Genomic DNA, 19851 nt, shown 5'->3' on the forward strand with positions numbered 1-19851 from the left:
ATCCATTACAGGGGCTTAATGTTCAGTTTTAAATCGGCCTGCGGCATGTTCATGGCCACTTCCGCATGCCAGATGTCGGGGCTGGAGTAACTTATCCGCATCAGCTCGCGATTGTCATTGCTCAGCAATACCCGGCACAGGACGGCGGCGCAATCTTCCAATTTCACCCTGGCGCCATCCAGATAAGCGTTCAGCTTTTCCTCCGGCCAATAGATGAGCTGCAACAAGGCCAGCAGATATTCTGCTTTAAACTCATTGCCGAGCAGCACACTCTGCTCGCTGGTCAGTGTATGTCCATCGTAGATCAAGGTAAACAGTGCTTGGCCCAGAGGTGCCAGCCCCACCACTGTCATCTGCTGCGGCTGCAGTTCCAGTTGGCTGATAAGCTCATGGCTCTGCTCCCCTCGTTGCAGCCGCACCTGCTGGCTGAGACTGAGCGTTTGCTCCAAAGTTTGAGCTTGAACCGAGCCACTGCCCTGGGGCTCATCAGGCTGCTTTGAGCCTTTGGCAGCCTGGGTATCAGAGGTTTGTCCCTTGGGCGCGGCCTGGTTCAGCGGCAGCGGCGCCAGACAATAACTGACATCCTTTGCCAGGGCAACGCAGGTTTGGCGATACAATAGCTGGCTGCAGCCACTCAGGCCAACCAGCACAGTGGCAAACAGCAGCAAGCGGGTGACAGCGGCTGTCATAAGGCTTCCTCGACAGCGTCGCGGCAGAGGTTCACCACCAGATCCAATCTGCGCCGGGATTCACTGACAAAGGGGTTGTTGCTGTCCCAGGCGTAGCCCGCCAGGATAGAGCAGATCATCTGTTTTATTTTGGGGTTGGCGTCTTCAAAGAAGATCACCTCCTGGAATCTGCCGTCATACCAGGCTTCCACATAGGTGCGGAAGGTGTTGACCCCCAGCATCAAGGGCTCGGCATAATCCTGCTGCCAGTCTACCGCTTCCCCCTTGAGCTGGCGTACCAGACAGTCGCAGGCCAGGCTGGCCGAGTGCATGGCTATGGTCACCCCGGAGGAGAATACCGGGTCGAGAAACTCACCGGCATTGCCCAGCAGGGCAAACTTGTCGCTGGCCAGGGTGCTGACATTGGCCGAATAGCCCTTCAAGGTGGCGCAGTCGCGGATCACTCTGGCGTCTTTAAGCAGCGCTTCCAGCCCTGGCTCTTCATTGACTATGGTGCGCAGTTGCTGCTCCAGGCTGCCTTCGAGTCTTGCCAGCAGGTGCGGTTCGGCCACCACCCCCAGCGAACAGGTGCCGTTACTGAAGGGGATCAACCAATACCAGATATCCTTGTTGCGCGGATGCACGCTGATAAGGATCTTGTTGCGGTCAAACTCCGGGTCGCTGATATTGTCCTCAATATGGGTAAAGATGGCCGAGCGGGCCGGCAGGCTGGAGGGGCATTCCAGCTGCAGCAATCTTGGCAGTACCCGGCCAAAGCCGCTGGCATCCAGCAGATATTTGGCCTGCACTGAATAGACTTGTCCATTTTCGTCTGCCACTGTCAGCCGTGGTTCTGCGCTGAGATCTACCGCGGTGACCGTCTGGCCATAACGTATCTCTACCCCTTGGGTACTGGCGGTGTCGGCCAGCAGTTTGTCGAACTGGCCTCGGGGAACCTGAAAGGTGGTGCCGGGGCCCGGGGTAAACTTGTCACTGAAATCAAAGGTGGTGTAGCGGCCGTTGCGCCGAAAGGCGGCGCCGTTTTTAAACTGAAACCCGGCCTCGGCTACGGCTTCTGTCATCCCAGCCTGCGCCAGCACTGTCATGCAGCAGGGCAGCAGGCTCTCTCCGATGGAAAAGCGTGGAAATTGGGCCCGCTCCAGCACCAGGGCATCTACTCCTTGTTGTTTCAGCAGGCTGGCCGCGACCGAGCCGGATGGCCCGGCACCGATAATTACTACATCGACTTGTTCCACGGCATTGGCAGTGTTCACTTTGCATTCCTTGTAAGAGTTGAGGTTAGGGGAGCGAGTAACAGGGTAAAACCTATGCCCAGCGCCAGGGTTATGCCAAAGGCGGCGATGGCATAGGTGTCACTCAAAGCCAGCAGGCCAAAGGCCAGCAGGGTGGAGGCGGCAGACATCAGCACCGCCAACATCACGCCACTGGGATGCTGTTTGGCTTCGGCAAAAAACAGGCTGTAGTCCACGCCTATGCCGAACACCAACACCAATGCCAGGGCATGAAATAGGGTCAAGCCGCTGCCGAGCCAGCCAAGGGCGCCCAGAGTCAGAATTGCCGCCAGCGTTGGCACCAGCGCCACCCAAAGGCCGCGGCGCAAACCAAAGCGCCAGCTGAAAATCACCGCCGCCAACATCAGTGCCAGCGCCAGCATCATCAGGGTCAATTGACGGTATTTGGCCATCAGTGCCGAGATATCGGCGACCTTGTCGACCAACTGCACGCCCGGGTTGCTGCTTGCCAGCTGCTTGAGGGCGTCGAGATCGTAGATCCCGCCGAGCAGCACTATGGCGGCGTGAGCCGTTATTCCGTCAGTGGGGGCGAGGTAGAGGTCACTCAGCCCTGAGGATTTAGCCCCTTCACTGGCGAGCCAGTCTGTGGCCGAGAGTGGTTGGAATTCGGCCCATTGCCTCGAGAGCGGCCCGGCCAACTCGGCATTCAGCCCCAGGGTGTCCAAAACTGTATTTGTTTGGCGATAGATAAGCCCCTGCAGCTGATGATCTTGCTGCTGGCGTTTGATGCTCGGCAAATAGCGGGCGATATTCACGCTGTTGCCGAGTTTGCCTTCAGCAATTAAACGCTCGAGCCCGGGCGCCAGCAGTTCGAGACGCTGCAGCATCTCCTCGGCGCTGTCACCCCGGATCAACAGGAACTGATTGTCCGTGCCGCCACTCAGCAGTTGCCTGAGAGCATTTTCCGGCTCGCTGACCGCTGGTGGGCTGCTCTGTAGTGCCCGGATATCATCGTTGGCCTTGAGATAAATGCCGCCAAACAGCAGCAGTAACCCCAGTGGCAGCAGGATTAATAGACTGCTGCGCCGACCGAGAGCTTGCCAGAGATTCAGCAAGCGTCCAGCCAGCGCCAGGCGGCTGTCTCCGGCAAGCAAAGGGCTGGAGGCTATGGCCGGATACGCCAGCAGCAGTGTCAGCCAGGTGAAAATCAGCCCGCTGGCACAAAACACGGCCACCTGTTGCATGCCGGGAAAAGGCGCCAGGCCTATGCCCAGGTAAGCGCCGACACTGGTGATCAAGGCCAGGGTCACGGCCGGGAATATCAGGCCAATCACCTGCCTGGGAGAAGCCTTGGGATGTTGCAAGCGCTCGCAGTAGAAGTGAAAGCTGTAGTCGATGGCGATACCGATAAGGCTGGTGCCGAACACCAGCGTCAGCAGATGCAGTTCGCCAAACAGTGTCAGGGTAGTGACCGTCGCCGCCAGAAATCCACTGCCCAGGGTGAGCAGTGCCACTGTCAGCGGCATCAAGGAGCGAAACGCCAGCAGCACCAGCAGGATCACTCCAAGCAGGGAGACTAATCCGATACGGTTGATCTCGCTCTTGGCCGATTCTGTGGCGGCGGCGGCATGAAACAGGGCGCCGGCCTTGAGCACTCGAATCTCTTGCGGCAGAGGCGCCAAGGCCTGCTCCAGCGCCTTGAGCTGGATTGCCTGTTGCTGCGGGTTAAAGGCGCTGCCTATGCCCTCGGCCATCACTATGGCTGCATACTGGCCTTGCGGCGTTGGTGCCAACAGTATGCCATCTGCCTGGGTGAGACTGCGGCCCTCGGCCAGCGACTTGAGCCAGTCGGGGAACAGCAACAGCGGATCTTCGGCAATCAGGTCGCTGCCTGCGGCGCCAAAGGCGCTGTAGAGCTGTTGCTGCGCGTTTTGAATCAGCGGGGTTAATTCACCGCTAGCGAGTTGCTGCCTCTGGCTGTCACTGAGCAGCCCCATGCGGTAGGGGAAATAGAAACGCCCCAGGGCGCTGAAGCTGTCGGCCTCGGCGCTGCGCACTCTCTTAAAGGCGTTTTGCTCCTTTTTCAGCGCACTCAGTAGCTGTTTGCCGGCGTCGATCGCCTGAGGCTTATTCTTGGCAATCAGGCCGATATACACTTGATTGCCCAGTTTCTGCTCCATGCGTTTCAGCGCCGCTTCGGCGAGCGGATCTTCCTGCACCTTGGGCAACATGGCGAGAATGTCGCTCTGAATACGGCCGCCCTGTTGCCACTGCCAGACGCCAAGCAGAATAAGCAGCGTCAGCAGCCCCAGCCACAACAGCAGGCCAACCGGCGCCGAGAGCCCGGGACGAGAGCGCTCAGGGCGAGGCGACATCAGGGGGCCACCTCGGGAAAGAAGCGAGCGCGCTCGCTGTCATTGAGTGGTGATTTATCCAGTTCAGAGAAGAATATCTGGCTGATATCGCCGTTCTTGGCCAGCAGGGTCAGAGATTCGAGATCCTGACTGCCTTCGAGCACCATTTGCGGCAGCAGAGCCGCCATTGTCTGCTCCTTGGCCTTGAGTCCCAGTTGCCAATGACCCGCTTGGTCATTGAGCAGATAGAGTTCAAACCCCTGGCTCAATGCCTGAATATCACCGGAGAGCAGGGATTGCATCATGCGCGGCAGCATTTCAGCCACGGCCGCCGGGCCGGTATCGGCCTTGGTAACACTGAGCTTGCCCTGGCTGTCCTGCTGGATAAGCTCGCCCTGTTTCAGCAGCAAGAGGTTGCCAAAGGGAGTCTGCTGTTGCCAGAGCATGCCCAGTTCTCGCTGAAACAGAAATTCGCCGCTGCTGCGAAGTGGTTGTTTCAGCACCCTGAGCCAGCGCACCTGCTCAAACTGGCCTCGGCTGCTGTCGCTGAGAGCCATCTTAGTGCTTAACTGTTGCAGAGCCTGCTCTGTGGCCGCCCTGGCAAAGAGTTTGTCGAATGCCTGCGCCTCCGGCCTGATTTTTCCCTTGGCTTCGGCGGCCAACATTGCCACCGGCTCTGTCTGAGTATTATCCGCCGCCACTTTTCCCAAAACCATAGTGGCTGGCGCCATTTCTCCTAATGCCATAGTGGCTGGCGCCACTTCCCCTAAAGCCATGTTGCTGCAAGCGGCACTAAACCAAAACAGTCCCAGCAGCCCAAGCAGTAAGGTGGGCTGCCGAGTGAGCCGAAAGCCGAAGGCTGAAGGTTTCATGGCTTGGCCTCGGCGGCCGCGATAAAGGGCGTCAGGCGCTCGCGGAACACCGGCGGGGTCACCAAGCACAGTTCCTGAGTCTGCATATCCACCGCGGCCTGTATGGTGTAGCCCTTGGTGAGGCGCTCACCGCTGGCGGCGTCGCAAATCTGGTAGTTGATCTTCAGCCGATTTTCCCACTCAACCAGGGCGGCACTCACCCGGATCTTCTGCTCGAAACGGCTGGGTTTGACGTATTTCAGCTGCAGATCCACTATCGGCCAGGCGTAACCCGACTCCTGCATCCGCCGGTAGCCGTAGTCGAACCTGTCCAGTAGCTTGCAGCGGGCTATTTCAAAATAACGCAGATAGTTGCCGTGCCAGGTAATGCCCATGGAATCGACATCGTGGAAGGGGATCTCCAGCTCTATTTCAGTGCTGAGGATGGCTTTCATCGGCACACCTCCCACTCCCCGGCTTGGATCTTGGCCAGGGTTTGCCGCAACAAGGCTTCCAGCGGCCTGTCTTCAATCAAGAGTTCAAAGTCGGCTTCCAGCTGCGCCAGGGTGGTAGCTACTGACTCGGTCAGCGACTCCCGTTCCAGTTCACCGGCGAGCAGGCGCAGGCGGATCCCCTGACTCATGGCCAGCAGTGCGGCAGCGGCCACCTGCTCGGTCAGTTCCAGCACCCGCAGGGCGTCACGGGCGGCAATGGTGCCCATGCTGACCTTATCCTGGTTGTGGCACTCGGTAGAGCGCGAGAACACGCTGGCGGGCATAGTGTGTTTCAGCGCCTCGGCGGTCCAGGCAGAGCAACCTATCTGTACTGCCTTGAAACCGTGGTTGATGGGGCTGCGCTCGTCCTGGCTGGCCGACAGGTTGGCCGGCAGGCCGTTGTTGAATTTGGGATCCATCACCAGAGCCATCTGCCTGTCCAGCAGATCCGCCAAATTGGCCACCGCATTCTTGAGGCTGTCCATGGCAAAAGCGATATGGCCGCCATAGAAGTGGCCGCCGTGGAGAATATGTTCCCCCTCGCCGTCGACTATCGGGTTGTCGTTGGCGCTGTTGAGTTCGGTCTCGATAAACTGGCGCATAAAGGGCAGGGCATCGGCCAATACTCCAATAATGTGCGGCGCGCAGCGAATCGAATATCTGTCCTGCAGTCGGTCAGAATTGCGTGGGTGCTCGTGGTGGTTGAGGTCTTCACGGATCCAGGCTGCGACCTGGTTCTGTCCCGGGTGCGGCTTGGCGGCAAACAGTATCTCGTCGAAATGGTTGGAGTTGCCCTTGAGTGTCAGTGAGGCCATGGCGGTAATGCGGGCGCACAGGCGGCTCAGGTACTCGGCCCTGTCATAGGCCAGACAAGCCAGCGCCGTCATCACGGCGGTGCCGTTCATCAGTGCCAGGCCCTCTTTGGGTCTGAGCTTGAGGGCGCTGATCCCAAGTTCGGCATAGACTTCGCTGGTGGCGCGGCGCTGTCCTTGATAGAAGACCTCCCGCTCGCCAACCAGTGCGGCGGCCAGATAAGACAGTGGCGTGAGATCGCCGCTGGCACCCACAGAGCCTTCCTCCGGGATCACCGGCACTATGTTGAGGTTCAGCAGCAGGGCTATGCGTTCCAGCAGCTCATAGCTGACACCGGACTTACCCACGGCCAGTGAGTTGAGGCGACAGGCCATCACGGCTCTGGCCTGGGGGATCTCCAGCACCTTGCCCATGCCGCAGCCGTGAAAGCGCGACAGATGCAGCGGCAGTTCGTGTACCAGATCCGGGCCGACATTGACGGTACAGGAATCGCCGTAGCCTGTGGTGACCCCATAGACCACGCCTTCTTCATGAAGCAGGCTGTCGATAAAGCGGGCGCCGCGCTGGATATAGTCACGGTACTCTGCACTGGCGTTGAGGGTCACCGGCGCTCCTTTGGCGATGGCGACCACCTGTTCCAGTGTCAGTGATGTTTGGCCGAAGCCGACCGTCTTGGCGGCCAGATCTGTTGCGCTCATGAATTGTCCTTGGGGCGGTCAGCAACTTGGTCCTGCCGCCAAAAATCGAAAAAGTTAAACCACTGCAGTGGTGCCTTGCGGGCAAAATGTTCCAGTCGCTGGGCATAGAGGCCTGCTGCCTGTTGCAGTCGCTGCTGCCGCTCGGCTCTCGGGCCTTTGAGGCTCTGCTCGAAGGGCTCGAGCCAGACCTTATAGCCCTGCTGCTCCCGCAGGCAGAACATGGTGTAGATGGGGCAGTCCAGCAGACCGGCCAGAATAAAGGGGCCCTGGGGGAAGGGAGCCATTTCGCCGAGGAACGGCACTTTCACCGTGCGACCCGGGCTGTGGCTGGAGGTGCGATCGGCGGCTATTACCACCAATTCTCCGGCCTCGACCTTGCTTTGCAGCAACATGGAGGTGGCCGGGTTGAGTTCGGTGACCTGAAGTAAGTTGAGTTCACTGTCCGGGTTCAGCTGCTTGAGCACCCGGTTGAAGTTTTCGGCATTGCGGGTCATCACCATCACATTGACTTTCACCTTGCGCTGGTGAATGGAGATGGCGCGGCACAGCTCGATATTGCCAAGGTGGGACACCAGCAACACGGCTCCCTGGCCGCTTTGTAACTGCTCGGCCAACTGTTGACGGTCGCTGAACTCCACCTGCTGCAAGCGAATGCGATCGCACCAGGCATCGATGCGATCCAGCGCGGCATTGCCGAAGGCGAAGAAGTGGCGCAGGCTGTCGCGCCAAGTCACCGGCTGACTGAGGCTCGGGTGCTGTGGCTCCAGTGCCTGTACCCGCTTTAGAAACGCTTGTGACGCCTCGCGGGCCTGTCGCCCCGTGATAAAGAAATAGCAGATCACCGGGTACATGATCGCCCGCGCCAGCCAGTGGCCGCCGAAACGATAGCTTTCGGCCAGCAGCTTGATACCCCAGTAGCTGCCCCGCTCCTTGACGTTGGACCAATGAGCGTCTTGGGGGTTGTCTTGTGCCGCTTGGTTTGGCCCCAGTTTCTGCCCCTTGAGCTTGCGCCACAGCATGGAGAAAAACAGCCTGCTGTGCAGCTTGCTGATCCGCACATTGTCGGCCAGCCCCTGAAAATGGCTGCTGCCGTCTTCCGGGTAGATCACCTTGGTGGGGATATGCTCTATGGCAACACCGCGCCAGTAGAGACGCACCATGACTTCGATATCAAAGTCCATCCGCTCGCCGAGGGCTTCGCTACTAAGCAGGGCTTCGGTGGCCGCCAGTGGATAGATTCGAAAGCCGCACATGGAATCGCGGATATCCAGGCTCAGGGTCTCGACCCAGACCCAAAAATGGGTCAGGTAACGGCCGTAGAGCCGACCCTTGGGCACGGAATCATCATATTGCGGCAGGCCGGAGATCAGCGCCTTGGGGTTGAGCTGCGCCCTGGCGATTAGCGCCGGAATATCTTCCAGATTATGTTGGCCGTCGGCGTCCACCTGTAGGCCGTGGGAAAAACCCGCAGCCCAAGCGGCGCGCAGGCCTGTCATCACGGCGGCGCCCTTGCCGCGGTTATAAGGGTGATGCAGCAGGCTGACCCAGTAGCTGTGTTGTTCGGCCAACTGTTGCAACAGATAGCGGGTCTCATCGTCGCTGCCGTCGTTGATCAAAAAGCAGGGCAGCCCCAGCGGTTTGAGGGCTTCCAGCGTCGCAGCGATATGGCCCCTGTGGTTGTAATTGGGGATGATCAGCGCCAGCTTCATTGCTTGGCCTCTGTCTTGAAGGCAATACGACCCGAGCCGAACTTCTGTTCGCCGTTGCTGTAGCTGAAGCTCAGTTTACCCTTGGCGGGGTTATTGCTGATGCTGAGGGTGACTTGCATATTCGGCAACAGCAGTTGCTGAAACTTGAGCACCTCGAGTACCGCGACTTCGGCATCATAGCCGAATGCTTGGCTGCCGAGACGCACGGCCCAGTCCAGTTGAGTCACGCCGGGCAATACCGGCTGGCCGGGAAAGTGGCCGGCAAACATAGGCAGCTCGGCCGGAATGCTCAGGCGCCAACTGGCTTCATTGTCCTGATGCCGGTGTTGAACAATGGGCGGAAGAACAGACTTAATCATGATCAAACAGCTCAAGAATATCGTTTTTGAGCAACTTGCCCTGGGCGTTGAGTGGCAGCTGCTGTGGATAGCGCCAGCGCCTTGGCAGAGTCACACGTTCAAATTGGCTCAGCAGATGGGCCTTGAGGGCGTTGTTGATGCTGAGTTTACCCTCGGCTTCCAGCTGTGCCTTACCGGCGGCGGAAAGCTCTACCGCCGCGCCCAGTTGTACTCTGGGGTTTTCCAGCAGCACCAGATGCGATTGGGTCACCCAGGGATGGGCGTTGAGCAAGGTTTCCATCTGCACCAGAGACAGGCGCTTTTCCTCTATCTTGACGATGCGGTCCAAGCGGCCTTCGAGGCAGAATTGGCCTTCGCCCAGCAGCCGAACCTTGTCTTCACAGCGGTATTGGCCGTCGTCTTCGAGATAGGGCGAGCGCAGCAGCAAAGCGCCGTCGCTGTCATTGCTCAGGTCCATGGGGGCAAAGGCCTGCCAGGGCGTGTCGCTGCTCTGTTGGCGCCGATAACCTATGCCGCCGGTTTCCGTGCTGCCGTAGACCTCGATTGGCAGGCTACCGTAGCAGCGCTTGACCCCTTGGGCGGCTTCCAGGCTCAGGGGCCCGCCGGAGCTGAAGATCAGGCTGGGAGTGTGCAACTGGCGCTCATGCTCCAGCGCATCCGGCAGCCTCGACAGCTGCGCCGGGCTGCTGATCAGGCACAGGTTGGGAAACAGGGCGGTGTAATAACTCAGGGTTTCCGGGTATTCCACCAGATCGCTGAGGAAGGGGCGACTGGCCGCCAGTGGCCAGAGAATCTTAAACAGCAAGCCATAGATATGCTGGTGGCTGACGGTGGCAATCACGCTGCAGTGTGGCAGGTGAGCGGCGAAGGTCTGCTCCAGCACACTGACTTCGGCATCCAGTTGCTGCAGGCGCTTGCGAACCGCCTTGGGTTGGCCGCTGGAGCCTGAGGTGAACAGCAGCAGTTCGCCGAACTCATCCCCCTCGGCCATCTGCGGCCAGGGCGAGTGGGGCAGTGACAGCTCTTTTTTCAGCTCGAGCCAGATCTTGCCCTCACACAGGGGGCGGTCTGACACTATGGCATCAAACTCCTGGGTCAGTTCGCTGAGAGTACCCGGCTGAGTGTTGGCCGGCAGTATGATCTGCTTGCCCGACAACAGGGCGGCGCAGAGGCCAACGGCGAACAGATCGCTGCTGTCGCAGGCCAGTAACCAACGCTTTTCCGGCCGGGCTTGCAGGCGCTGATGCAGATGATAGACCTGGGTGGCGAACAGTGAACCCGTGACTATGTCATGGTGGTTAAAACTGATCAGTTGTTGCCCTGCTGGGCCTTGGGTAAGCCAGGTTTTCAATAACTCTGTCATAACTGTCCCTTTATGATCGCTTCAGACAAAAGTGGCGATAGAGCCATTCTCCGCCACCGAGCAGCCCCATCAGCAGATAGGCTATCAGGCCGTTGTACAGGGTCCAGGTCTCCAGGCTGGTAAACAGCGCCGTATAAGCCGCCATGCCGCCGTTGAAGACAAACAGACCGCACCAGAGTTGTGTGACCCTTACCAGGTAGGGCCTGGCTTCCTCGGGCAGATCCGGCTCGGCCAACCTGGCCAGACGTTCCACCATGCTGGGACCTTTAAGCAGCGAAGAGGCAAACAGCACCAGCATGCAAGCATTGACCAGCACAGGGTAGTACAGCAGCCAGTCCTGACGCTTGGCAAGCAAGCTGCCGAGCGCCAGCAGTAACCCCAGAACGACCGGGGCGGCCAGCGCCTTGAGCTTTTGCTTCCCCAGCAGCAACCTGGCGCCGAGCAAGGCCGCCAGCAAGAGTGCCAGGCCATTACCCGGCAGATAGTTCAGCCCCAGATATACCGCCAGGGGATATCCCAGCAGCAACAGGGCCGTGACTGTCTGAGCCAGGGCACGCATCAGTCTTTAACCAGTCCCTCGATGGCGTTAACCACGTCGTTGACTGTCCGTACCGACTTGAATTCATCGGGCTGGATCTTTTTGCCGGTCAGCTGTTGCAGTTTGATCACCAGATCCACCGCATCTATGCTGTCCAGATCCAGCTCTTCATAGAGGGAAGCCTCAGGGGTTATCGCCTCGGCATCCACTTCAAACTCATCGACCAGGATCTTGCTCAGCATTTCCAATATCTGTTCACGGCTTTGCATGAGCACCTCCTACGCGCGCTGGGATTCGATAAACGCGGCAAGGCTGGCAACACTGTAAAAGTGGGCCTTGGTTGCCTCTGAGTTGGCTTCGATCTTGACGTCGAACTGCTTCTTGATCGCCAAGCCCAGCTCAAGTGCATCGATGGAATCCAGTCCCAACCCTTCACCGAACAGCGGTGCTTCGGTATCTATATCGTCGATACTGATATCCTCAAGATCGAGGCAATCTATGATTAGCTGTTTAATTTCGTTATGTAAGCTCATAATTTATATCTAATTGTTGTTTGTAATAGGTTTCCAGATCTCTGGTGAGTTGGCGCGCCATCCGGGCATCGCCACCGCTTTCGGCATCATACCTCAGATGCGCTATGCTTGCGCCGGTTTCCACTTGCATCTGTATGGTGCGTCTCGGGATTTCGTACCAGGGATCCTGTTTGGTGAGTCCGGGATGAACCACCCTGAGTACCACTGGCAGAATATCGGCCCCGGTGCGTAGGGCAATATTGGCCGAACCGCGGGCAAAGGGATTGATCACTGCGCCTTTTACCGTGCGGGTGCCCTCGGGAAAGATGATCAGATTGGTGCCTCTGGCCAACACTTCACGGCAGTCCTGTAGCAGCAGCTCGGCGCCGCGATTGGGAATATAGCCGGCGGCGGAGACGACTCCGCGCAGAAAGGGGTTACGCCACAGTCCCTGTTTTACTATGCAGCCGGCATTGGGCATCAGGCTGATTAACACCACCACATCTATGAGGGTGGGGTGATTGGCAATCACCACCATGCCTTTGGCCTGCCGTAATCGCTGCAGATTTACCGTGCTGACCCTGACCACGCCGGCCCAGGTCAGCATATGCACAAAGCCGCGGAACATGTAGTGCACCGCTTTTTGTACTCTTTTAATCCGCACATCGCGCTCGCCGGGCCAGAACCTCAGCACAGGTAAAATGGTCAAGGAGCTCAGCAAGCCGCCAAGGCCGAAGGCGATATAACAGCTGATGCCGGCGAGCCAACGGGGAAAATAGCCGATACCGGTTGCCGGGGCTGTCATAGCGGCTCCCTTGAGGGTTCCAGCTGCCAATGCCAATGGGCCAGTTGCCCCTGGATTGCCGTGCCGTTTGCCAGTGCCTGCAGCAGGGCGCCAAAGCTCAGCGGCTGCCCGGCGCCGGTCTGCTGGCTCAGGGTAACTCGGGCTATGCCGGTAACATCGGCTGGGGCCAGCTGCAGAGACAAGGCCAGCGGCAGTTCCATCTCTTGGGTAAATTCATCATAGACGGGCGGCACAGGGTCATCGCCGAACACCAATAGCAGGGGGCTGGGGTCCTCGGCCAACTGGGCCCAGGCTTCCAACATGGCTTGGGACAGGGTATCTGTGCCCGCCGCCACTGAAGTGGAAGCGCCAGTATTACCCGTGACTATGCCAAACAGACCGCTGGCGGTGTTGTGAACCGATTGGCTGAAACCCATGGGGGAGAGTGGCTGCCTGGCAATAATATCCTGCAGCAGTTCTATGGTGCGATTGAGTTCGCCATGGCGCGAGGCAAATACGCTGCGGCATTGGCTGGGGGCTTCAGCCTGAAAGGCGGCTTCTAGCATCATCTTGCTCAGGCGGCTGAAACGGCGCCGCTGCATGGCGGCAACCTGGGGTAACTTGGGGGCAAGGCGATCGCTGTCATCAAGGGCGCAGTTGCTACTTTGCCACTGCTGCCAATCTTGCTGCTGTTGATACTCCGGGGACCAGGCTCCCCAGGAGAGAATACTGAACGCTAGTTGCACTGCTTTGCCTCTGACACAGATCTTTATTGCCATCCCTTACGGGTCGTGAGGGAGTGAATCTGTCGGGTCGGAATGCGACCGCCGTACCGATTGCCCGTTCCCTCTGAAACACCGGTACAAAGGGCCATATTCTACACTGAAAGTACGGGTTTTAAGAAGGGGTTTAGGTTACAGCTAAAGATCAGTTACAACTTTTCGCTAACAAGGGAATCACCCGGCGGGCGCCGGGTGATTCAGATGCAGCTCAGTTGCTGAGCTGGCTCTGCAGCCGTCGTAGTACAGTCTTGATCTTACGGGTGTTGTCGGGACCCATACGTACCAGCATTTTCTGCGCGTTGGGCAGGGCTTCCAGTTTGGGATCGACAAACTTGTAGTTCACGCTGATGGCGTACAGCTCGATAGGATCTTCTATCACAGGGGTGGCCAACAGCACCTTGATGGCTTGTTGCATCCGCTCATCGAATTTGAGGTTGGGGTAACCCAGCTCATCGAAGGCCTGCTCCAGCAGTGGCGACAATTGACGGTAGGTGCTGAGCAACTGCTCGTCATTGAGGCCGGTGAGGAAGTCGGCGTAAAGGTCGTATCTGTGATAGCTATCCGGATCCAGATAGGTCTTGTTGGCAATTTCAGATACAGTGAAGGTGTCGCTCGGGCCTTTCATCGGACTGGTTTTACGGGCTAATTCACCTTGGGCCAGGTTATCGACAAACACCACGAACTGGCGTACCAGATCTTGTTCAACCAGCAGCGGCTCTATCTTCATACCATCGGCCATGGCCACGGCTTTTTCATGAACATATTCATCACTTTCGGACAGTGAAGGCAGAGGTTGTTCCGGCTCAACTTCGGGCTGAACCACTTCTGTTTCCGGCTCGGGCATGGTTTCAGGTTCTGGCACCTGAACTTGGGTTGGCAGCGGTTCGCTGGGCGCGGGTTCGGGAAGTTCAACCTGGGTGGGCTCTGCTGCTTGCTGCGGCTCTTGCTCACCGCTGAAATAGTAGTAGGCTCCTCCTGCAATCAGCAATACCAACACCAGTAGGATGATAGCAATGCCACTGTTGCCAGAGGATTTTTCCTGTGGCGCGATTCTATCTTCTTGATTAACTTGCATTGGATTTCCTTTCATTGATACCTGTGAGGCAGCGCTTCTCCCATTCTGCAAATATTGACCATCTTGTCCAGCTTTCGGCCATTTAGCAGCAAGATTTATTTGTGAAATAGTGCCAGTAGAGCAGATCCTGTGGTGGCTGACTTGAACCCCGGTTGAACTCTTGGCACTTTTGTGACGTTTTTTGCGCACTAGGCCTGAACATACTGCTGCCGGTCGCCCAGCCAGCGCTGAATGATGGCATCGACATTCTCCGGTGCCTGGCTCATTACATGACGGGCCAGTTTCTGGATGTGGGGAATAAGCGCCTGATCCCTGACCAAATCGGCCACTTTCATATCGGCTATACCTGTCTGGCGGGTGCCCAGCACCTCACCCGGGCCGCGGATTTCCAGATCTTTTTGGGCAATCACAAAGCCGTCGTTGCTCTGGCGCAATACCCCAAGCCGTTTGGTGGCCGTGTGTGACAACGGCGCCTTGTACAGCAGGACACAGTGGCTGGCCACGGCGCCGCGGCCGACCCGGCCGCGTAACTGGTGCAACTGCGCCAGCCCGAGCCGCTCCGGGTTCTCGATGATCATCAGACTGGCGTTGGGCACATCGACCCCCACTTCAATGACAGTGGTGGCCACCAACAACTTGAGTTCGCCGCGTTTGAAGCTATCCATGACTTGTTGTTTTTCGGCGCTCTTCATACGGCCATGTACCAGGCCTATGCTCAGCTCCGGCAGGGCAGCACGCAGTTCTTCGCAGGTGTCTTCGGCTGCCTGGCATTCAAGCACTTCGGATTCTTCGATAAGGGTGCAGACCCAGTAGGCCTGGCGACCGTCATTGAGCGCCGCCTGACGTACCCTGTCGATCACCTCCTGACGCCGACTGTCACTGATGGCCACTGTGGTGACCGGGGTACGCCCCGGCGGTAACTCGTCAATGATGGAGGTATCCAAATCCGCATAGGCGGTCATCGCCAGAGTGCGGGGAATAGGGGTCGCCGTCATGATCAGCTGGTGGGGATGAAAACCCTGGCTGATGCCTTTCTCTCTCAGCCCCAGGCGCTGATGTACGCCGAATCTGTGTTGCTCATCTATGATGATCAACGCCAGCTTGTGAAATTGTACCTGCTCTTGAAAGATGGCGTGAGTGCCTATCACCATGTGGGCACTGCCGGAGGCGATATCCTCCAGCGACTGGGCTCTGGCTTTGCCTTTGAGCTTACCCGCCAGCCAACCGACCTTGAGCCCCAATGGCTCCAGCCATTGGCTGAAATTAATCGCATGTTGCTCGGCCAACAGCTCAGTGGGCGCCATCATGGCCACCTGATAACCGTTTTCTATCGCCTGCAGCGCCGCCATGGCCGCCACCAGGGTCTTGCCCGAGCCGACATCGCCCTGAACCAGGCGCATCATGGGTTGTGGCTTTTCAATATCACGGCCGATATCTGCCACCACTCGCTGCTGCGCCCCCGTAGGTTTAAAGGGCAAGGCGGCGAGGAAGGGATTGAGTAAAGCGCCGGTGGCGGGCAAAGGCACGGCTTTGTCATGATTACTGCGCTCTCTGAGTTTGAGCATAGACAGGTTATGTGCCAGCAGTTCTTCCTGCACCAGGCGTTGCTGCGCCGGGTGTTGCCCCTGTTCCAGACGGTAGATATCGACATCCGCCGGGGGCCTATGCAGGGTGCGCACCGCCTGGGCCAGACTTTGCTGATTGGGGCGCAGCGCCTCGGGCAGCAACTCTTGCAGTCCATCGTCCTGCAGCAGGTTTAGAGCCTGCTCGGTCAATTTCATCCAGCTGGCCTGCTTGAGCCCTTCAGTGGTGGGGTAGATGGGTGTCAGGGTCTCGCTGAGGTTGGGCGGTTCGTCGCCCTTGAGTATTTTGTAATCCGGATGAATGATCTCGGCCTGGTGGTTACCACGGCGTACTTCGCCGTAGGCTCTAATAGTCAGTCCTTGTTGCATGGCATTGCGCTGGGCGGCTGAGAAATTGAAGAACCTCAGGGTCATGGTGCCGCTGTCATCACGGACATTGCAGATCAACATGCGCTTGCGGCCATTGATGATCTGGCTGGACTGAATTTCGGCTTCTATGGTGCCGTAGCTGCCGGGAGTGAGGCTGGCTATGGGGTAGATGCGGGTTCTGTCTTCGTAGCGCAGCGGCAGGTGGAACAGCAGATCCTGTACCGTGTTGATTCCGAGCTTGTGCAGTTTCTCAGCCATTTTAGCGGCTACGCCCTTGAGCTCGGTGATAGCAATAAGATCCAGTCTCTGCAAACCTTTAGCACCGGATTACTGTGAATTTATACATATACTATCAGAGAAATAGCCCTTGGCAATGTGTTGCGTTTATCGGTTGGGTAAAGTGTGGCGCAATGGTGGCAGGGCTTCTGCCTGGGGGGCGAGTGTATGGCAAAAGCCCTGATATATTGGTGGCAGATTAATCTGTCAGCGCCACCAGTTCAGCAGGGTGACCAGGGGCTTTATCAGTAGCTGAACACTGCCTATTACAAACAGCCAGGCGCCGATAAGGGTGTGAACATCGGTGAGAAAAAAGAAGCTGCCCAGTAGAAAACAGAGCGCGACTATCAGGTCGCTTAGGGTATTGAACAAGGCGTGTTTGGGAAGAGGGGTGGCGGGGGCTTTGATATCTTGCTCGGCAAAATATCGCTGCTTACTGTCGATCATGGTTCCTTCTTGGTAGTTATGATTTGCCGCGATACCTTAACGCTGCCATCCTCCGAGCGCAAATCTAATTCCCTTTGTTTTACGTGTATAAATATATCAACATAATCAGCTAATTAGGTTAACAACTTGCTCATTTTTTCGAGAGGCTTGGCTAAAGCGTAGCGTAGCTTAACGGCCCAGGCCTGAACCCTGGGTAACTGTTATTTCGCCGTTAAAGCCTATCAGTTCGGCGAGTGTTTGTGCGTAGGCTCTGGCCTTGTCTGTGGCCTGCTTTTGGGGTTTGAACAGGCCAAAACCGAGTCGCTCACGCTCAGCAAAACAGAGTACCACGCTGACACTTATGAGCTCTTCGTCAGTCAGGTGTTCAAGCATGTGACTTCTGGATCTTTCGTTATGGGTATTGCGTTGCAGCTCTATGCGGCAGAGTTGACTGAGAGGCTTGCTTTTTCTGCCTCGGAAGAAGCAGCCCTGTTGCAGATCCAGGGTAACGGGTTTGAGCAGGCGGTAGAGGTTCAGGCCCATGATGATGCCGCTGAGCCCCAGCACTATGGCTATGATGGCAGTTGTAAACCAAGTGTCCTGTTTGGTGGGGTCCAACACCAGTACTCCCAGTATTCCGGCAAGCATCGCCAGTAGTCCCCAAAGCGCGTATTTCAGTTGCGTTTGCCTGCTGCGCCAGATGAGTTTTAACTTGCCCGGCTCGGCTTTGAGCTCTGTCATCAGCATATGCTGCTGATATTGGCAGAGCCTGGCCTGCTGTGGGTTTTTGGTCATAAAATGGTCACCATGAAATCAGTAGTTTGTCGTAAAACCCAGTGCTTAAGCCAGCAGGTTCGAGTGAGCCGCTATCAGTTGCCAGCCGCTTGTCCTGTGCAGCCAAACCCGGGTAAAGCGAAAACGGCCGTTGGTCGGCGTTTTGGCATAGCTGCCCTGAATATTCACCTCTGCCGATACTATCGCAGTCTCCTGATGCAGCCGTATCTCTTCGGCCAGGGTGTCTATCCGAGTGATATTGAGCAGGCCTGAGCTGTGGGCATGCAGATCCTCTGCTTTGCCGAGCACTTGCCCCAGGTGATTGGTGAATATCAGTTGAGGCGACAACAGTCTATCCAGCAAATTGATATCCGAATTCAACATGGCGCTACGCAGTTGGCTTTCCAGTTGCTGAATGTCTGAGATGTGATTCATGGTTATTCCCAAGGCCTGATGAGTGACGGCAAAGAGGCAAGAAGGTTTAAAAAATACTGACTTTGGCACACTTGCCACAGTACCAGGAGTTCTGCCATTGATTCAGCGCCGCCTGGTATTGCTGCATCGACTTTCGCCCTCCCAAGTAGTTCTTCCACAGCCAATCGGCGCTCAGGATCAGAGTAAAGCAGGAGACAAAAAAGCACAGCACTCCCAGCCAAAAACTGCTCCAGTTGCTGCCTGCCTGAAACCCCAGGTAGCCGCCCAAGAGTAGCCCGGGGAAAGCCGCCAGAAATAGCACCAAGGGCTGAGGGTCAGATGGCGGCGAGCAGCGCTTGGCCAGTTCGGTTTGCAGTTGGGCGCTACCCTTGAGTTTTTGTTTTCCATGCACTGAGAAGGGTTGGTTGTTCCACACGGGTTTGGCCGAAGCGCGGACTGAAACTTCTGTTGTTCCTTCGGCATGAATGGCTTTGAAATGTCTGATACTGTCTGAGCCGCAATGTCTGCAACGCATTGATTATTCTCCTTAACTTAGACTAACCGGATCCCTGATTCTTCTCGTCCAAACAACAGCCTTCGGATAACAAGCCTTTGCTGGTCGCCGAGTCATGGTAAAGCTTTTAGCCTCAGCGGTGAACCCCGAGATGCCACGCTTTCGGACCGAGCGACTTCGGCTTAATAAATTCAAGTGAACCGGCATTAATGGAAATATAACAGTGAAATTTATCGGGCGTGTTGACCCTAAAAAGCTAACCCATTTTAGGATGGGACAGCGCTTCACTCCCGATACTCGCAGAAGGGAACCGGTTTTTGCCTGTTTTGGCCACAGCGATTGATAGTCGGCCTTGGTTTCCTAAAGCCCTGCGATTGAGGCCCGGGAGCTCAGGATACAGGTCACTGCACAAGGTAAGGGAGTTGTGTTTGTTTGAGCGCCTTTATCACCAGTGTCTTACTGATTTTTCCAAAGAGAAAAACATCCAACAACCGAGTAACTTACTCTCCGAAAAACTAACCTCAAGTTGTGAGCGCCTGCATAGTTAAATTGATTAACCTGAGTAGAATCCGCGCGCCAATAACATATGCGTAAACTTTATTTGGGGAGATATTGATGAAGTTGAGTAAAGTCGGTCTGGGAGTCACTCTGTTGCTCTGCTCGCAACTGGCGGGTTGTATGGGGCAGATGGGGCTTTCAGGCATGTTGACCAAAGGCAATTTGAGTGCGGTGGATAACCGTTACGGCCGCGCCGGTTTGTACGTGCTGCTGGCGCCTGTCTATGGTATTACTGCCGCCGCCGATCTGTTTATTTTCAACAGTATTGAGTTTTGGACAGGCAAGAACCCTATTACCGGCAAGTCTCCGGCTTTGGTGGATATGCCGGCCGATGCCGTTTTCAAGATCAATCATAAACTGGATAAGGATCTGACCACTGCCCCGGTCAAACTGAGCCGTGCCAGCATCTCAGCCATAGATGACAATACCCTGGCGATGACATTGAGCTATGAAGATGGCTCCGAGCAGGTAATGCTGGGGCGCAAGCAGGGGGAGATGGTGGACTTTTATCTGGATCAGCAATTCATTGCCAGTGTCAGCATAGCTGAAATGGAAAGTTATGTAGCGGCTCGCTCCTGAGCGCTCTTGGGCTGCTTTGCCCCTTAACTTGATGATATCCCGGGTTTTGACTATTCATTCTAGACGTCAAAACCCGGGATTTTTTTATGCTACTGCGGCTTGGCA

Annotated in this window: 21 protein-coding genes; 1 reads left to right on the forward strand and 20 read right to left on the reverse strand. The window is 56.9% G+C overall.

The annotated features are described in order from the left end of the window. Positions 1-5: 5 nt before the first annotated feature. The 20 genes from CX651_RS07795 to CX651_RS07890 all read right to left on the reverse strand — a co-directional run bounded on the left by CX651_RS07795 (position 6) and on the right by CX651_RS07890 (position 18630). Complete coding sequence (locus CX651_RS07795) at positions 6-689, reverse strand: DUF3261 domain-containing protein (RefSeq protein WP_101055307.1); 684 nt, start codon at positions 687-689, stop codon at positions 6-8. Then, positions 686-1942 carry an NAD(P)/FAD-dependent oxidoreductase gene (locus CX651_RS07800; protein WP_101055309.1) on the reverse strand — a complete coding sequence of 419 codons (1257 nt, stop codon included), beginning with the start codon at positions 1940-1942 and terminating at the stop codon, positions 686-688. The genes CX651_RS07795 and CX651_RS07800 overlap by 4 nt, the downstream gene beginning before the upstream one ends. Then, on the reverse strand, positions 1939-4296 hold the full coding sequence (locus CX651_RS07805; protein ID WP_101055311.1) for an MMPL family transporter: 2358 nt from the start codon (positions 4294-4296) through the stop codon (positions 1939-1941). Before CX651_RS07805 ends, CX651_RS07800 begins: the two co-directional genes overlap by 4 nt. Beyond that, on the reverse strand, positions 4296-5147 hold the full coding sequence (locus tag CX651_RS07810; RefSeq protein WP_101055313.1) for a LolA family protein: 852 nt from the start codon (positions 5145-5147) through the stop codon (positions 4296-4298). The genes CX651_RS07805 and CX651_RS07810 overlap by 1 nt, the downstream gene beginning before the upstream one ends. Further along, the gene (locus CX651_RS07815) at positions 5144-5581 is read right to left on the reverse strand and encodes an acyl-CoA thioesterase (protein WP_101055315.1); all 438 of its coding nucleotides are present in this window, start codon (positions 5579-5581) and stop codon (positions 5144-5146) included. The genes CX651_RS07810 and CX651_RS07815 overlap by 4 nt, the downstream gene beginning before the upstream one ends. Next, a complete protein-coding gene (locus CX651_RS07820; RefSeq protein ID WP_101055317.1) occupies positions 5578-7131 on the reverse strand; it encodes an HAL/PAL/TAL family ammonia-lyase in 1554 nt (517 codons plus the stop codon). The genes CX651_RS07815 and CX651_RS07820 overlap by 4 nt, the downstream gene beginning before the upstream one ends. Then, positions 7128-8840, reverse strand: a complete 1713-nt coding sequence (locus tag CX651_RS07825; RefSeq protein WP_101055319.1) for a glycosyltransferase family 2 protein — start codon at positions 8838-8840, stop codon at positions 7128-7130. The genes CX651_RS07820 and CX651_RS07825 overlap by 4 nt, the downstream gene beginning before the upstream one ends. Then, the gene (locus tag CX651_RS07830; protein WP_101055321.1) at positions 8837-9199 is read right to left on the reverse strand and encodes an ApeI family dehydratase; all 363 of its coding nucleotides are present in this window, start codon (positions 9197-9199) and stop codon (positions 8837-8839) included. Before CX651_RS07830 ends, CX651_RS07825 begins: the two co-directional genes overlap by 4 nt. Then, a complete protein-coding gene (locus CX651_RS07835; protein WP_101055323.1) occupies positions 9192-10562 on the reverse strand; it encodes an AMP-binding protein in 1371 nt (456 codons plus the stop codon). The genes CX651_RS07830 and CX651_RS07835 overlap by 8 nt, the downstream gene beginning before the upstream one ends. Before the next feature lie 10 nt (positions 10563-10572). After that, positions 10573-11121 carry a COG4648 family protein gene (locus CX651_RS07840; RefSeq protein WP_025010132.1) on the reverse strand — a complete coding sequence of 183 codons (549 nt, stop codon included), beginning with the start codon at positions 11119-11121 and terminating at the stop codon, positions 10573-10575. Beyond that, complete coding sequence (locus CX651_RS07845) at positions 11121-11369, reverse strand: acyl carrier protein (protein WP_025010131.1); 249 nt, start codon at positions 11367-11369, stop codon at positions 11121-11123. Before CX651_RS07845 ends, CX651_RS07840 begins: the two co-directional genes overlap by 1 nt. Positions 11370-11378: 9 nt before the next feature. Further along, positions 11379-11633 carry a phosphopantetheine-binding protein gene (locus CX651_RS07850; protein ID WP_025010130.1) on the reverse strand — a complete coding sequence of 85 codons (255 nt, stop codon included), beginning with the start codon at positions 11631-11633 and terminating at the stop codon, positions 11379-11381. Then, a complete protein-coding gene (locus CX651_RS07855) occupies positions 11620-12417 on the reverse strand; it encodes a lysophospholipid acyltransferase family protein (RefSeq protein ID WP_101055326.1) in 798 nt (265 codons plus the stop codon). The genes CX651_RS07850 and CX651_RS07855 overlap by 14 nt, the downstream gene beginning before the upstream one ends. After that, a complete protein-coding gene (locus CX651_RS07860) occupies positions 12414-13142 on the reverse strand; it encodes a beta-ketoacyl synthase chain length factor (RefSeq protein ID WP_101055363.1) in 729 nt (242 codons plus the stop codon). The genes CX651_RS07855 and CX651_RS07860 overlap by 4 nt, the downstream gene beginning before the upstream one ends. Positions 13143-13386: 244 nt before the next feature. Next, positions 13387-14253, reverse strand: a complete 867-nt coding sequence (locus CX651_RS07865; RefSeq protein ID WP_101055327.1) for a DUF3014 domain-containing protein — start codon at positions 14251-14253, stop codon at positions 13387-13389. A 188-nt stretch (positions 14254-14441) separates the two neighbouring features. Next, positions 14442-16517 carry an ATP-dependent DNA helicase RecG gene (gene recG / locus CX651_RS07870; RefSeq protein ID WP_101055329.1) on the reverse strand — a complete coding sequence of 692 codons (2076 nt, stop codon included), beginning with the start codon at positions 16515-16517 and terminating at the stop codon, positions 14442-14444. Between the two features lie 171 nt (positions 16518-16688). Continuing rightward, on the reverse strand, positions 16689-16928 hold the full coding sequence (locus CX651_RS07875; protein ID WP_025010125.1) for a YrhK family protein: 240 nt from the start codon (positions 16926-16928) through the stop codon (positions 16689-16691). A gap of 168 nt (positions 16929-17096) precedes the next feature. After that, on the reverse strand, positions 17097-17702 hold the full coding sequence (locus CX651_RS07880; protein WP_101055331.1) for a ZZ-type zinc finger protein: 606 nt from the start codon (positions 17700-17702) through the stop codon (positions 17097-17099). Between the two features lie 45 nt (positions 17703-17747). Then, positions 17748-18116: a nuclear transport factor 2 family protein gene (locus CX651_RS07885; RefSeq protein WP_101055333.1), complete on the reverse strand. Its 369-nt coding sequence runs from the start codon at positions 18114-18116 to the stop codon at positions 17748-17750. Positions 18117-18162: 46 nt separating this feature from the next. Then, positions 18163-18630, reverse strand: coding sequence for a hypothetical protein (locus CX651_RS07890; RefSeq protein WP_101055335.1), 468 nt, complete (start codon positions 18628-18630; stop codon positions 18163-18165). 594 nt (positions 18631-19224) lie between these two features. On the opposite strand from CX651_RS07890, the gene CX651_RS07895 reads away from it, so the two are divergent. Beyond that, the gene (locus CX651_RS07895) at positions 19225-19746 is read left to right on the forward strand and encodes a DUF3332 domain-containing protein (protein WP_101055337.1); all 522 of its coding nucleotides are present in this window, start codon (positions 19225-19227) and stop codon (positions 19744-19746) included. The last annotated feature ends 105 nt before the right edge of the window (positions 19747-19851 follow it).

Source organism: Shewanella chilikensis (assembly GCF_002836945.1).
Lineage (GTDB): Bacteria > Pseudomonadota > Gammaproteobacteria > Enterobacterales > Shewanellaceae > Shewanella > Shewanella chilikensis.